The following is a 13,856-nucleotide window of genomic DNA, read 5'->3' on the forward strand; positions in this document are numbered from 1 at the left end:
CCTGCATGATTGCGAATCACTTGCTCAATGACCATTTTGATCAGAATTGTGACGACAAAGCGCAGAAGCATTAAGAAGGTTGCCTGCTTTGGCTATTGCTGATTGCTGGGTTGCCAGCTTCGATATTGTTTATTCTGGCCATAATTTCATTCAGGCGGGACCAACTCTGAAGCGTAATGGGCAGCACAAGTGCGGCTTCTACAAAGCTCCAAGAGTAACTGATCACGGCGAATATTTTGCCTGCTGTTACTTCGATATTACTTGCGGCGAACCACAGGTTAAAGTAAACAAAGCTGAGTAGTATTAAGAAGATGAGGCCGTAAACGATAGATTCTGTGTCTGACAAGCTAACTTCCAGTTTGCGCAAACGCAGTAAGTGATTCTTTATGCGATTACTCTTTTTGCTTGCCAGAATATCGACTTGCTTTTCTTCTTGCTGATTGTAGACAGAGTTAAGTCGATAAAACCGTTTATGAAATAAACTATAAATGGCCATCATTACGAAGGCAGCAGATGCCGCTGTAATCGCCAACGTTGGGTGAAAGCTGTACAGCACAATGGCGGAAACAAGCAGCTGAATAAAAGATGTCATAAGCTCTGGGGCTTGTTCTTCTAGAAAGTCGGCCAGCTCTCTAGCCATGCCCATGCGAGCATTAAGGGTTGAGGTCGCCAATTGCTGTGAGCGTTGCACGAGAGTTTTACCCAGCTCTACGCGAATGCTACCAAAAACACGGGTGTCATAAGCTCGCCGGCACACGGCGATAAACAACAAACCAAACATCAAAGCAATCAAGTGAATAAAGTTTTCAACGTTATTTTCCAAAAGCCCGTCGATGGCAAAACCAATAAACAGGGGTATAAGAGCCATCAGTACAGTTTCAAATATGGTGAGCAGCCAAGTTAGGCTTATCGACTTCCAAAATCTTGTAAGGAGGCTACTTACTGTTATTGGTAGATTATCTAGCATAGGTGCTCCTATATAAGGCCGATTAGTGCATCATTTATGCTATTACAAAAAACACCAGTAAAGATGTCCAGAATTACTGAGATTGAGTTGTGGGGGAGGAGAAAAGGAGCAAGAAGCTGTGGCTTTAGGCGCTTGCCACAGCTGTATCGAGAAGAGGGTTATTAGATGCTTTTGTCTAACTCGGCTTCCAGAGCCTCTGCTTTTTGATATTTCTCAAGACCGGCCAGGAAGTCATGGTAGGCTTTTAGATTCGGAAACATCGCTAACGCACCGCCGCGATGCAGGGCATCTACAATAAAGCTCATCATAATGTCGGCGCCCGTGAGCTGGCCTCCGACCAGATAACCTGTCGTTGCGCGTTGGTTAAAGAAGGTCATTACCTTTGCGACCTCGACCTGCGCATACTGATCCAACATATTCATTTTGGCGCCATCTTTTTCTACAAACATCTTGAGAAGCAGGGGCAATATGGCTGAGCTTTCTGCAAAGTGCATCCACTGTAAGTAATCAATATAGTCGTTACTGTCTTTATCGGGAATCATATCTGGACGGTACTGCTGGCATAGGTATTCGGTGATGGCGCCAGATTCAGCAATGATGCGGCCATTGTGTTCAATGACGGGGGATTTGCCTAAGGAGTGTATGGCCTTCAGCTCAGGTGGGGCTAGATTACTTTGGGCATCGCGTTGATAGGCCTCGATGCGATACTCAATACCGAGTTCTTCCAATAGCCAGATAATACGCTTTGAGCGAGACTTATTTAGATGATGCAAAACGATCATGGTAACTCCTTTATTATTGTTATCGTTTTGAAGGGCTGCTTTCAATAAAGCAGCCCTCGTCATTTCCGGTCGTTATTTGTTAATGCTGTACTCGTTGTCTTTAACCCCAAATAATTGGGCGTATAAAATAGGAATAACAATTAGTGTTAAAACTGTAGCAAAAGAAAGCCCGAAAACCAAAACTACCGACATAGATTTGAAGAAGGCGTCAAAAAATAGGGGGATAACGCCAAGCACGGTTGTTAGGGCTCCCATCATAACAGGACGGACGCGACTAGCGGCAGCATCAATGATCGCATCCAGCCTTGGCTTACCTGATTCGATTTCTAAGTCTGTTTGATCTACCAGCACAATCGCGTTCTTAATAAGCAAGCCAGAAAGGGAAAGCAAACCAAGAATAGCCATGAACTCCATAGGGGTTCCAGTTACTATCAGCCCTACAACTACACCAATAATCGCTAAAGGAACCACTAGCCAAATAACAATGGGCTGTCGAACGGTGCCAAACAATATGAAGACGACCAAAACCATGGCTAGCAAGCCTAATGGAATAGTTGAAGCCAAATTATCGTTGGACTCTTTGGAGTCCCCATATTCTCCTCCCCACTCTAGTTCATAGCCAGCTGGTAGTGGAATAGCATCGATCTGCGGGCGCACGCGCTCAAACAGGTCAGCTGTTAACTCATTGGGGTAAGGATCACTTTGTGCTTTGATTCTCCAGATTCTGTCTTCGCGACGAAGTTGGCCATCACGCCATATCGTTCTGAATCCGTTGGTAACCTGAGTGATGGGTACGACTTTTCCTGTTGCTGAGCTGACGACCAAAATGTCTTTAATATTGCTAATATCTTTACGCTCATGCTCGGGGGCGCGTGAAATAATTGGGATTTGCTCATCTCGTTCGCGGTAGGTACCAACTTGTCTCCCGGAGAAATTAGTTTGCAATGCTTTTGCTAAATCTTCTCGGCTTACACCGGTTCTCTGGCCAGCATTGGCGGCATATACTGGTTCTACCACAGCTACTGCTTGGCGCCAGTTGTCTTTGACGGATAGGGCTCGGCCATCATTTGCCATAATTTCTTTAGCTTGATTGGCCAGTTGCCTTAGTACTTTCGGGTCAGAACCGCTAAATTCAGCTTCAATTTTAGAGCCGCCGCCCGGGCCGAGTACAAACTTCCATACTTTGCCTTGTGCTTGTGGATAATGATCATTTATATGCGACTGAATTTTCGGCATAAGACCATCAATTAGCTGATAGTTTTCAGTAGAGACCAAGAGCTGCGCGTATGCAGAATTGGGTGACTCTGGGCCGTATACCAGCATAAAGCGTGGTGCGCCGCCTCCGATCGATGCCTGTACGGACTTTACTCCCTCCAAAGAAGAGACAAACTTTTCAAGTTGTACTGTATCTTTTTTTGTTTCACTAATATCGGTACCTTGGGGGAGCCAATAATCTACAACGAATAACGGAGTTGTAGATGATGGAAAAAACCCTGATTTTACAAATTGAAAGCCCCATATAGACGCTGAGAATAGTAAAACGATGCTGAATAATACGCTTATGCGATGGCGAAGGGAAACAGTCAGTAAAGCTTTATAAGCTTGCATTACTTTGTTGTCAGAACTTTCTTTTGTTTCTTCACTATCAGTGCCCTGAGAAAACAGGTGATAGCAAAATAGCGGGGTTATTGAGATAGCGAAAAACCAACTAAACAAAAGTGAAATTAAAATCACCCAGAAAAGATGCCCGGTATATTCTGCTGTGGACCCTGGAGCAAAACCGATAGGAGCAAAGGCAATGATTCCTACTAAAGTCCCGCCAAGTAAAGGCCATATCGAGCGTTTAACAATTCGTTTTGCAATTTCAAGTTTATCTTCACCGCGTTGAACGCCTACCAGTATACCTTCGGTCACTACAATGGCATTGTCTACCATCATGCCTAAAGCGATGATAAGAGCGCCTAAAGAGATTCTGTGCATAGGTATATCAACCCATTGCATAGTGGCTAATGTTGCGAAGACGGTAAGGATTAAAATCGCACCAATTACGATCGCAGACTTTACCCCCATAAAAATCAATAGTGTAACAACAACAATCACTAGAGCAGCGATTACATTTACCACAAAGTTCTGAATCGAATCATCAACAATTTCACCTTGATGATAGAACTTGTGAAGAGTCATACCCGCTGGTCGTAAGTTATCACTAGATTCGATTTTGTCTGCAATGGCTTGTCCAATCTTGACGATATTACTTCCGGAAATTCCAGAGATGCCAATTGATATGGCCGGCATGCCATTAAATCGATACAGCTTTTCATCTGGTTCTTGGTAGCCTCTCCAGACTCGCGCAATATCTTTTAGATAGATTACTCGCCCAGAATTGTCGGTTGAAACGAGTAAGTTACTTATTGCCTCTACGGAGTCGATATTACCAGTAGGGTCGATAACAATGCGGTCGTTCCCTATTCGCACATTGCCCGAGGATACCACGGCGTTTTGTTGGGATAGAGTGTTATAAATGTTTGAGATTGAAACGCCGAGAGCGGAGGTTTCCTGTCGGGAAATTTCTACATAAATTGCCTCTTTTTGCAATCCGCCGATATCTACACGAGCCACACCGTCAACCTGAAGTAGCCTACTTTGCAGGCTTTTAGCATATTTTTTTCTCTCGGCGGGGCTGTAGTCGTTGCCGGTGATGAAATACAGTAACCCAAAAACATCACCAAAATCATCCGCCACATATGGTGTAGATGCCCCGGAGGGAAGTTGCCCGGCAGCATCGTTTACTTTATTGCGAAGTTTGGTCCAAATAATTTGCAAAGCTTCTTTGTTTGGCGAGGCTTCGTATGCTATTTCAACGGTTATTTCTGATTTTCCTGAGCTTGAAACTGATCGAATTCCCTTTACTTCAGCCATTTGTTGAATGGCCTTTTCAAGTGGTTCAGTGATTTCTAGTGCTACTTCCTCTGGGCTGGCACCGGGGTATCCGGTGATTACCTGAGCTTCACGAATAGTAAACTCAGGGTCCTCAAAGCGAGCCATATTTTTGTAGGCCGACCAGCCACCTGCTAGTGCTAGCAAAATAATTATTACGCTTAGCACTGTGTTTTTAATACTGTATTCAGCAATGTTCATTGTTTGACAAACCTCAAATATTCAGATTGGAAAATGGATTTATATGCGCTTATTTCCATTCTTTAATCTTCATACCTTCAGATAAATAGGCGGCACCAGCACCGACAATAGTATCTCCACTGTTAAGCCCCTGGCTTACGATCATAGTACGGCCGATCCCAGGTTCAATAGTCACGACCTGCTTGTGTACCGTCATTGTTTTACTATCAACCAGCCAGGTGAAATCAGAGTTGCCGTCATTGTTAATCGCTCCAGCAGGTACCGCAACTCTTAAAGAATCATTGGTTTTATGATGAAGCTCTATAGTGGCGTTCATACCAGGCAATACATTGATATTGTCTGGGGTGGGAAAAGTAAAACTGACGGCATAAGTTTGCGATGAAGCGTCGGCGATCAGTGTTGCTTCGCTGAATTCACCTGGTATTTTTTCGTTGGGATTCGCATCAAGAATGATAAAGGCCTGATTGTTCTCGTCTTCTGCTGTTTCCCTCGGGATTTTTGCTACGAAACTAGCTGGTAAATCAGCAGTGGCTTTGTTGAGTCCTTCATCAATAATGCTGACGATAACTTGTCCTGCTGATACAGTTTGCAACTGATTGACAAAGGTTTGTGCGATCACACCATCGAAAGGAGCCCGCAAAATCGTGTCGGCTAGTGCCTTTTGGGCTTGGTCAAGTTGGTTTTTACTTACATCAAACTGAGTTTTTCTCTGTTCTAGATCACTTTTAGAAATGGCTAATTTTCCAGCGAGGCTTTTGGCGCGCTCGTACTCATTTTTAGCGTTGTCGAATTGAGCTTTTGCACTCGCGACAGCCGATTTGTAATCGCTTGGATCAATTTTTGCGATCAGATCGCCGGTTTTTATTTCCTGAGCTTCTTTGACTGGAAATTCTTCGAGTTTGCCACCAACTTGTAGGCTGAGCTCTGTAAACTTATTGGCTTTGACCACAGCTGGGAAACGGTTGATTTCCTCTGCTTTCTCGGTACCAATAGTGATTAGCTTTACGGGCCTTACCGTTTCGCTAACTACTGGGGCCTGTTCATTGCTGCAAGCTACGAGTGTAATGCTGATAAAGCCGGCCAATAAAGCCTTGGTGGCGAAATTGTAGCTCATGGTTATCTCCTGATTGTTGTATCGCTACCCATAGAGGCGGGGAGCGGCGAAATGTCGAATAAAAGTATATGCGTCAATTGTGCAGATGGATAAGTTGGCTTGATGGTTTTTGCCTGATTGTGATGTCATTCTAACTAAGTTTTAAAATTTCAGGTACTGCCCATATCGCCGCAGGTGTGCCCGCTCTATATTCTCTGCAAATTTGTTCAATATCTAACTCTGGGTGCTTAAAAAAAGCGAGCATGCAGCGATAGTTAGCCACAGAAACCATCTTAACATTAGGGTTGTTCTGTTTTGTTACAGCCCTTTCGTAATCGGCTCTCCCGCTCCCCTTGCCGCTGTCACTTAGATGGTATTGGGAGTGTCTGGACCGCAGCCAATTAACGGCGAACACATTAGAAGGCAGCTCGATAGCGCGTTGCAGTCGCTTAGTGGTGGGGCATTGATAGTTTTTCTCTTTTTCAGAGTAGGGGCTGCCGCTTTCTTTAGGCAGGACTTGGTCGCCTGAAACGTACAGTCCTGCATCATCTGTTCGCTGCAAAAGCTCGAGCAGCTCTTGCTGCAGTTCTAATCGGGTTTGCTTCAGGTGTTCTTCTTTCTGTTGAAGCGTATAGGCGTGTAGGGCTTCGATTTCCGGTAATGTTAGCTTGCTTTCTAGAATGTCACGGATGTGATCCGGAAGCTTTGATACCCCCTCCTTGTAGTCCTGAATCTCATTGTTGTTCATATGTGGCCTCTTTTGAATCTTAAGTGCTTGATATTTATCTGTTTTTGGTTAGGCTGCCAATAACACTGGAATTGTTAGAACCAAAACCTCTTGCCTGTAGTGCATAGATTAATGATATTTGTATGAAGCCTGTTGATTTGGATCAGTGTTTCCAAAAAACCTTAATGTTTAAATATGTTCAAGGTTGCCTCTCTAATAATCTTAAAGGTTAAAGATATCTATCAGGAGATACTACTATGAATATCAAACCCTTGAACGTGGCTATACTCGTCTCATGTGCGTTTACACTTGCGGCATGTTCGACTACACCTAAAGTCTTTACTGACTCTGACTCTCGACAAGACTTCTCGAGCTATAAATCCTTTTCATGGACAAACGCTAACCCTATGTTGACGACTGGAGAAAGGGTTGTTAGTCCGTTAATAGAGCCTAGATTAATGAAAGCCATCAAAGCGAACCTGGTGGCCAAGGGTTATGATTACGTTGAGGATAAAGCTCAAGCGGATATTGCTGTTTCATTTTCCGTTGGAGCGCGAGATACCGTAAAGCTAGAGTCTGATCCTGCCGTTCTATACGATGTACATTGGCGTTGGGGCGGCCCAAATTACGGTACTACTTTAATGACTAGGACGTATACTAAGGGCAGCTTGGCGATAGATGTCTATGATTTAGAACGAAATAGCCCTGTTTGGCATGGAATGGTTTCAAGTCGCTTGAAAAAGTCAGACTTGAAAAAGCCAAGTACGGATCAGCAGTTGCAGATCGCTGTGGACACTGTGCTGCAAGAATTTCCTGCCAAATAATGCGCTTTTAATACTAACGCTGCTAAAGCCATCATAAATTTAATGGGCAATTGCTAATGGATGTGGTCACTCTAGATAATTTTGTCAGCTTCACCCTCGGAATTGTTGTGTACTTTTTGGGGGTGGCGGTAAATAAAAGAGTGCCATTTCTGCGTTTCTACAACATCCCTGATGCGGTTAGCGGGGGCTTGTTAGCAGCTTTGGCGGCGTTATTGCTATACGGCTTTGCGGATATTGAGTTGAACTATCAGCTTGACGTGCGCGACACACTATTAGTGTATTTTTTTACAGCCATTGGCTTGAATGCTCGCTTAGCTGATTTGTTTAGTGGCGGTCGCCCCTTGCTAATTATGTTGCTACTGACCTTGGGCTATATGGTGGTGCAAAATATTGTTGGCATGTCGGCGGCCTGGGCTCTTGAGTTGCCCCCTGCATTGGGAGTGCTCGCTGGTTCAGCTTCTCTTATTGGAGGGCATGGAACAGCAATAGCGTGGTCCCCAGAGTTTTCAGAGGTCGGTGTTAAAGGAGCTTTAGAGATTGGTGTGGCTAGCGCAACAATTGGCTTGGTTATCGCCAGTTTAATTGGTGGACCTATAGCGCAATTTCTTATTAGTAAACATTCTTTGTCTGGTGAATCTGATGAGAAATCAGGTATTGGGGTTGCGTTTGAAAATGAAGCGCAAACAAAGATCGACCATATTAGTTTGATGTCAACAATGCTGGTTTTGCATCTTGTGATTATCGTTGGCTGGTTTGTCAGTCAGGTGGTTCTGGCCTTTGCTTTAAAGCTGCCGCTCTTTGTATGCTCTTTGTTGGTTGGCATTATCATGTCAAACTTCGTGACAAGGTTTTTCCCAAAAATAGAGTGGCCAGCGCGCAGTCGTGCTTTAGCTGTTATTTCTGACTTTTCTTTAAGTATGTTTTTGGTGATGTCTTTGATGAGCATGCAGCTTTGGGCTATCTCTGGAATGGCTTCATCATTGCTTTTGATTCTGTTAGCCCAAACTGTATCAGCTGTTCTATTTATTGTGTTTGTGTTGTTTAACTTAATGGGACGAAATTATCTCGCCGCAGTATTAAGCGCGGGGTTTGGTGGCTTTGCTTTGGGAGCAACTCCGACAGCAATAGCTAATATGACAGCGGTAACTAAGTCCCATGGCCCAGCGCCAATGGCATTTATTATCTTGCCCTTGATATCGGCTTTTTTTGTCGATATCAGTAACTCTTTCTTAATTCGCTTTGCAATTTCTTTGTAGCTTACATATCAAAGATTTTCACAACTTGGGTATCTGGGTCGCGGTTTAAGTTAGCTTCGGCCAGTTTATCCAGATAGCATTGCCACAGGCTTTCCTGATCCTGCCCAAGCTCAGCTAAATAGGCCCAGCTATATATCCCCGAGTCGTGACCGTCATCAAATGTGATACGGATAGCGTAGTGGCCGTTGGCCTCGATGTCGGTGATGGCAACATGTTGTTTACCATGCTGTAAAACCTCTTGGCCCGGGCCGTGGCCTTTTACCTCGGCTGAGGGTGAATGAACCCGTAGAAATTCAGCGCTAAAGCGATAGTTCTGCTGGCTAAAGATCACTTCCAACTCTTGACTGCGGCGGTGGAATTCTATTTTTTTAGGGGCTTCATGCATATTCGTGTCTTCTACAAGTCTTTTCCGTCAGCTCTTGGGCTGCTGAGGTAAGGGATAAATTCAATGGCGAAACAAAGCAAGGCTAAGCTCCAGCAAAAGGCGGCGCCGTCCCAAAGTGCAGGGTTGGGCCATATACTCGCGGCTAATCTTAATACAACCGCTAGTAGCATTAGGCAATAGCTGCTTAACATTAAACGGCTGCACTCTAGTTTGCGCCCGCTATGACCAAGGCTGACACGCCCGATAAAACCGATGGTCATCATACCGATACAAAGTACAGCTGCACTGTGTATCCAAAAGCTATTGGCAATTAAATGATACTGGCTGGCAGCCTTGCTGATATAGCTAATGGCTAGGCCTAGGTAGGCAATATGCAGTACCCACAACATTGGCTTGCGCCACAAGGCCGTGCCTTGCCAGCCTAACCAGGCCCATATAATTACGGCGGCAAATACTAGGCTACTCGCAGCTTGCAGTAGTTTGATATCTAATAGCGTGTTTATCAGCAACTGTGATATTCCCACTGCAAGTAATATCAAAGGCTGGTTTGGAAAGCTTCTTGGTTCTACGGCCGCTTGGGTGCCATTGCGAGTAAACATCGGCATGACTCGAGCGCCGATGATGGTAATCAGCATCAGTATAAGCTCTAGTGCAAATAAGATTGGAGTGCTGGGGTTAATCTCGAGCTGTTGATGTATTGCTAAGTGGTACAAGAGGTTGCAGATAAAAAACGCGCTTAGAATGGGGATAAACAGCAGGTTGCGCCAATTCTTACTGCGAATGATCGGTGCTGCTAAACATATGGCGAGTGCGGGGATAAAAGCTAGATCAATAATGCTCAACCAAAGAGAAGGCGCTAGCATCATGCTTAGCGGTCGTGGGAGCAGCCAAAGAATGACTAAGCTTAATAACAGTGGGCCTCGTGCGGTATCGAGACCGGTCCAGTTTCTTACTGCGGTTAATAAAAAGCCCGCCACAATGGCGATCGCATAAGCAAATATCATCTCGTGGGCATGCCAGCTAAAGATATTGGCTAAGGGGAGCTCAAGTGTGCCGCGATAAACAAATACCCAGCTCAGCATCAATATGGCACCGATGAGACTGCCAAGGGCGAAAAATGGCCGAAAGCCAACGCTCAGGAGAATTGTTGAAAAACCAGGATTGGAAGGTGTTGGTTCCTGGAGCTGGATCAGGGACATAGTACGATCCTCAGAGTTATACCTTGCTACTTTATCATGGCCTCAGTAAAGCACAATCACGGGGCTGTGCTTATTGTTTTGGCGCAAGAAGTAAGCATTCACATCGAAGTAAATGGCTATAACCATCTGTTTCTTGGGGGTATTTTGAGTTGGTAACAGCAAGGGGGAAAGAAAAAGCCCCTGGAGCTGAATAGCATCAAGGGCGAAAGGAGCATGTTGTTATTTAAACATAAATCGTCGCCTGGGTCATTCAGCGAATACTGTTAAATTGGACATTAATTGTAGGTACCTTAGATGGTATTTCTTAATGTGATGCAATTATTGGGTATAGCTGTAGTTAAAGAGACTCATTCGCTTTAAGCTGCTTGTTATAGTGAATGTTGTTTGAGTATTTTATTTAATGGGGGAAAGTGGGTGGCTACAATTGCGTAAGCTGAATCAAATCATTTCAATCTGCATATTGTTGCTTTGCTTTAGTAGCACTGTGAAAGCTACCGCGGCGCCAAACATAGTATTAATTGTGGCTGACTATATGGGCTACAGTGATATAGAGCCTTATGGGGCAAAAGATATTCGTACTCCGTCTTTGAGCACTATTGCCCGGCAGGGGGTTCAATTTAACAGTCATTACAGCTCAGCTCCAAAATGTATCCCGGCGCGCGCTTCTTTGATGAGTGGCTTGTATCCGCGAAAAGCCTTTAAAAAAGGTCGTGGCTTTGTGGCCGAGAGCAATACCGTACTCAAGGGGCTCAAAGACGCTAATTACAGAACGGCTCTAATTGGGAAGTGGCATCTTGGGCTATCTGAAGGGCGCCACCCAAATGATCATGGTTTTGATTATTTTCTGGGCTATAACTCTTGGACACTCTCCCGTCACAGTCATCAAACTTCTGATGGTGAAAACGGCTTGTATGAAAATAAAGTCCCTATCGAAAGAGCTGCTTATTTAAGTGATCTCTTTAGCAAGGCCGCGCAGGAGTTTGTCGCAGCTAAGAGCGAACGTCCCTTTTTTCTTTATCTTTCCTACAGCGCAGGCTTGCCGCCATATCAGGGGCCAGACTTAGCGCCGGAGCATTGGGGTAGTGGCTGGGATGCTACAGAGGCTAAGAGGTCTGAGTATGTGGCAATGATTGAAAGAATGGATCAAGGGATTGCGAAAGTTATGCAGCAGCTAGATCAGCAGGGGCTCAGCAATAATACATTGCTGATATTTACCTATGATCATGGCGGAAGACATCTCGCAAATTCGGGTCCGCTTTTCCATGGTTTTGATACTTTATGGGAAGGTGGTATTCGCGTTCCCTTACTAATGCGCTGGCCTAATAAGCTGGAAGCCGGGAAGAAAGTAAATGAGCCAAGCATTATTATGGATATCAGCGCTTCTATTCTCGATGCGGCGGGACAACACAAGTTGATCGAGAGTGCTGACGGAAAAAGCTTGCTGCTTAAAGATAGAGAGTCGTTTTCCGATAGGGCGATATTTTGGAAAAATAAGTCGATGAAAGCCGCTAGAAAAGGGCGCTGGAAATACCTTCAAGATGGCTATACGCAATTTTTATTTGATGTCAGTACAGATCCTGGTGAGCGTAATAATTTGTTTTATAGTCGTCAAAGTAAATTGAAAGAGTTAAGTGAGCTATGGGATGTTTGGGAGCAATCCCAGCTCAGCGATTAACTGCAATTGTTCGCAATTCTCTAGGGGAGCATATGGAAGACTTGGGTGAAGGGTTATTTAAAAGTATTTTGCGAATTATTGCTTTAATTTTTCGCGGCTTACTGTGGGTGCTGATCAACAGTTGGGATTTATGCTTTGAAAGGCCAGGCTGGTATATCGGCTGGCCAGTCTGTCGTCTACTCAGCTTGGGGCATTTACCAAAAGAAGCCTGGGGTGAGCCTGACAGGGCCAGTGATAAATGCCAGGCTTTGGTCGCGATAATAGGCTTTATTGCCATATTTATTGTCGCTGTTGGCATTTCTTCCTTTCTTGGGGCGCCGGTTCTTAACTAAACAATACTTTTGTTTCCCTTTTAGCCTCATCATAATTAACCCTTCATATAAACCATAATAAGAACTAAGGCAGTGTATGGGCTCCCTCTATATCCAATATGAATACTGGTTTTCCGCTTTCCAATTAATTACCGCGATGGTCGGTATGGGGGCAACACTAACCCCGAAAGATTTTAAAGAAATAATGCTGGAGCCCAAGGCGGTTAGTAGTGGTACAGCGATTCAAATTTTAGTCGTACCGGCGATTGCATGGTTATTTATCTCGGCTTTTGGTTTGGCTGGCGGTGTCGCCGTAGGTTTGGCTTTAATTGCCTCCGTTCCTGGCGGCTCGACCTCGAATATCTTCACGCATTTTGCTCGAGGAAATATTGCCTTATCCGTCGCGATAACCGCCGTGACGACTTTAGCCTGCTTATTTACTACTCCCTTCATCTTAGATTTGCTCATTGCCAACTATATGCCGGCAGAGTTTGTGATGCCTAAGGCGCACATTATGAAAGAGATTGCGCTGACCTTGTTATTGCCACTGGCATTAGGGATGCTCTATCTCAAATTGTTTCCCTCGACTGCCGAGCAGTTTTCAAAATGGGCGATTCGAGCTTCGATGTTCGGTTTGCTTATGATTGTGGTTGGGGCATCGGCTTCTGGGCGCCTAGATCTACAGGTGTTTGGCTATTTCAATGTATTTCTGATTGTATTCTTTATTTTAGCGATGGGGGTGGTCAGCTGGCTGATCTCTTGGGGCTTGTTAAGGCTCTCTCATGCTGATGCCACAGCCGTTGATATGGAAGTGGTAGTGCGTAATATCAATCTTGGTTTAATGCTAAAAGCTTTGCTGTTCCCAGCAGTGTTGGGGCAGGTTGACCCAGTAGGGGATATGGTATTGTTGGCACTGCTGTTGTACGGTGGTTTGCAGATGTTTGTGGCCGCTGCTTTGATTGCATTGCGACGATCTACGGCACCGGCGAATCATTAACGGTTTAAGGAGCTCTATATGAAATATCTATTGGCGCAAGCAAATATTGCTAAGTTTCGTTTACCTCAAGAGCATCCGGTAAATGCGGATTTTGTCAATAATCTAGATCGGGTTAATGCGATTGCTGAAGATCAGCAAGGCTTTGTATGGCGCTTTACCGGTGATGGTAATGATGCCATGGATGTGCAAGCTTTCGACGACCCGAATATAGCCTTGAATATGTCAGTTTGGACTGATGTGAAATCTCTAGTGAATTTTGTTTACCGCAATCAAGATCACAGGGATATCATGCGTCGACGTAAAGAGTGGTTCGATAAAATCGACTTTCATATGGTGCTTTGGTGGATAGAAGAGGGGCGCATGCCTACACCAGAGGAGGCAAAGATTCGATTAGAGTTGCTCAAGTGCAATGGCCCTAGCTATGCAGCCTTCACCTTTAAACAACCTTTTGCGCCACCGACGGGAGAGTTGGTTGAAGCGTTTCAGGATCGTTGTGCCTAGC

13 protein-coding genes are annotated in these 13,856 nt (G+C 44.8%); 6 read left to right on the forward strand and 7 right to left on the reverse strand.

Going from position 1 to position 13,856, the window contains the following annotated elements; all coding sequences use genetic code 11:
* Positions 1-70: 70 nt before the first annotated feature.
* The 5 genes from Q1A08_RS16615 to Q1A08_RS16635 all read right to left on the reverse strand — a co-directional run bounded on the left by Q1A08_RS16615 (position 71) and on the right by Q1A08_RS16635 (position 6,728).
* The gene (locus Q1A08_RS16615; RefSeq protein WP_299774958.1) at positions 71-967 is read right to left on the reverse strand and encodes an ABC transporter six-transmembrane domain-containing protein; all 897 of its coding nucleotides are present in this window, start codon (positions 965-967) and stop codon (positions 71-73) included.
* A 161-nt stretch (positions 968-1,128) separates the two neighbouring features.
* Positions 1,129-1,749 carry a glutathione S-transferase gene (locus Q1A08_RS16620; RefSeq protein WP_299774960.1) on the reverse strand — a complete coding sequence of 207 codons (621 nt, stop codon included), beginning with the start codon at positions 1,747-1,749 and terminating at the stop codon, positions 1,129-1,131.
* Between the two features lie 72 nt (positions 1,750-1,821).
* Positions 1,822-4,887 (reverse strand): efflux RND transporter permease subunit, encoded by a 3,066-nt coding sequence (locus Q1A08_RS16625; RefSeq protein ID WP_299774962.1) that lies wholly within the window; start codon positions 4,885-4,887, stop codon positions 1,822-1,824.
* A 49-nt stretch (positions 4,888-4,936) separates the two neighbouring features.
* Complete coding sequence (locus Q1A08_RS16630) at positions 4,937-6,001, reverse strand: efflux RND transporter periplasmic adaptor subunit (protein ID WP_299774963.1); 1,065 nt, start codon at positions 5,999-6,001, stop codon at positions 4,937-4,939.
* Between the two features lie 130 nt (positions 6,002-6,131).
* Positions 6,132-6,728, reverse strand: coding sequence for a hypothetical protein (locus tag Q1A08_RS16635; RefSeq protein WP_299774965.1), 597 nt, complete (start codon positions 6,726-6,728; stop codon positions 6,132-6,134).
* 236 nt (positions 6,729-6,964) lie between these two features.
* On the opposite strand from Q1A08_RS16635, the gene Q1A08_RS16640 reads away from it, so the two are divergent.
* Both Q1A08_RS16640 and gltS read left to right on the forward strand, forming a co-directional pair.
* Positions 6,965-7,531 (forward strand): DUF4136 domain-containing protein, encoded by a 567-nt coding sequence (locus Q1A08_RS16640; RefSeq protein WP_299774966.1) that lies wholly within the window; start codon positions 6,965-6,967, stop codon positions 7,529-7,531.
* A gap of 56 nt (positions 7,532-7,587) precedes the next feature.
* Positions 7,588-8,787 carry a sodium/glutamate symporter gene (gene gltS, locus Q1A08_RS16645; protein ID WP_299774968.1) on the forward strand — a complete coding sequence of 400 codons (1,200 nt, stop codon included), beginning with the start codon at positions 7,588-7,590 and terminating at the stop codon, positions 8,785-8,787.
* 1 nt (position 8,788) lies between these two features.
* On the opposite strand, the gene Q1A08_RS16650 is transcribed toward gltS, so the two are convergent.
* Entirely contained in the window at positions 8,789-9,172 is a 384-nt protein-coding gene (locus Q1A08_RS16650; protein WP_299774970.1) for a DUF971 domain-containing protein, read from the reverse strand.
* Positions 9,173-9,183: 11 nt separating this feature from the next.
* Positions 9,184-10,371, reverse strand: a complete 1,188-nt coding sequence (locus Q1A08_RS16655; protein WP_299774972.1) for an NnrS family protein — start codon at positions 10,369-10,371, stop codon at positions 9,184-9,186.
* Between the two features lie 484 nt (positions 10,372-10,855).
* Here Q1A08_RS16655 and Q1A08_RS16660 point away from each other — a divergent pair, with 484 nt between their 5' ends.
* The 4 genes from Q1A08_RS16660 to Q1A08_RS16675 all read left to right on the forward strand — a co-directional run bounded on the left by Q1A08_RS16660 (position 10,856) and on the right by Q1A08_RS16675 (position 13,855).
* The gene (locus Q1A08_RS16660) at positions 10,856-12,046 is read left to right on the forward strand and encodes a sulfatase-like hydrolase/transferase (protein ID WP_299774974.1); all 1,191 of its coding nucleotides are present in this window, start codon (positions 10,856-10,858) and stop codon (positions 12,044-12,046) included.
* A 32-nt stretch (positions 12,047-12,078) separates the two neighbouring features.
* Complete coding sequence (locus tag Q1A08_RS16665; RefSeq protein WP_299774976.1) at positions 12,079-12,378, forward strand: hypothetical protein; 300 nt, start codon at positions 12,079-12,081, stop codon at positions 12,376-12,378.
* 76 nt (positions 12,379-12,454) lie between these two features.
* Positions 12,455-13,354: a bile acid:sodium symporter gene (locus Q1A08_RS16670; RefSeq protein WP_299774978.1), complete on the forward strand. Its 900-nt coding sequence runs from the start codon at positions 12,455-12,457 to the stop codon at positions 13,352-13,354.
* Positions 13,355-13,372: 18 nt separating this feature from the next.
* Positions 13,373-13,855, forward strand: a complete 483-nt coding sequence (locus tag Q1A08_RS16675) for a DUF3291 domain-containing protein (RefSeq protein WP_299774979.1) — start codon at positions 13,373-13,375, stop codon at positions 13,853-13,855.
* Position 13,856: the final 1 nt, after the last annotated feature.

Origin of the sequence: uncultured Pseudoteredinibacter sp. (assembly GCF_947500695.1) — a bacterium.
Lineage (GTDB): Bacteria > Pseudomonadota > Gammaproteobacteria > Pseudomonadales > Cellvibrionaceae > Pseudoteredinibacter.

What these genes read in the sequence shown, in the direction of transcription:
- Q1A08_RS16615 (WP_299774958.1), bottom strand. Translation starts at nt 967, where the DNA reads ATGCTAGATAATCTACCAATAACAGTAAGTAGCCTCCTTACAAGATTT.
- Q1A08_RS16620 (WP_299774960.1), bottom strand. Translation starts at nt 1,749, where the DNA reads ATGATCGTTTTGCATCATCTAAATAAGTCTCGCTCAAAGCGTATTATC.
- Q1A08_RS16625 (WP_299774962.1), bottom strand. Translation starts at nt 4,887, where the DNA reads ATGAACATTGCTGAATACAGTATTAAAAACACAGTGCTAAGCGTAATA.
- Q1A08_RS16630 (WP_299774963.1), bottom strand. Translation starts at nt 6,001, where the DNA reads ATGAGCTACAATTTCGCCACCAAGGCTTTATTGGCCGGCTTTATCAGC.
- Q1A08_RS16635 (WP_299774965.1), bottom strand. Translation starts at nt 6,728, where the DNA reads ATGAACAACAATGAGATTCAGGACTACAAGGAGGGGGTATCAAAGCTT.
- Q1A08_RS16640 (WP_299774966.1), top strand. Translation starts at nt 6,965, where the DNA reads ATGAATATCAAACCCTTGAACGTGGCTATACTCGTCTCATGTGCGTTT.
- gltS (WP_299774968.1), top strand. Translation starts at nt 7,588, where the DNA reads ATGGATGTGGTCACTCTAGATAATTTTGTCAGCTTCACCCTCGGAATT.
- Q1A08_RS16650 (WP_299774970.1), bottom strand. Translation starts at nt 9,172, where the DNA reads ATGCATGAAGCCCCTAAAAAAATAGAATTCCACCGCCGCAGTCAAGAG.
- Q1A08_RS16655 (WP_299774972.1), bottom strand. Translation starts at nt 10,371, where the DNA reads ATGTCCCTGATCCAGCTCCAGGAACCAACACCTTCCAATCCTGGTTTT.
- Q1A08_RS16665 (WP_299774976.1), top strand. Translation starts at nt 12,079, where the DNA reads ATGGAAGACTTGGGTGAAGGGTTATTTAAAAGTATTTTGCGAATTATT.
- Q1A08_RS16670 (WP_299774978.1), top strand. Translation starts at nt 12,455, where the DNA reads ATGGGCTCCCTCTATATCCAATATGAATACTGGTTTTCCGCTTTCCAA.
- Q1A08_RS16675 (WP_299774979.1), top strand. Translation starts at nt 13,373, where the DNA reads ATGAAATATCTATTGGCGCAAGCAAATATTGCTAAGTTTCGTTTACCT.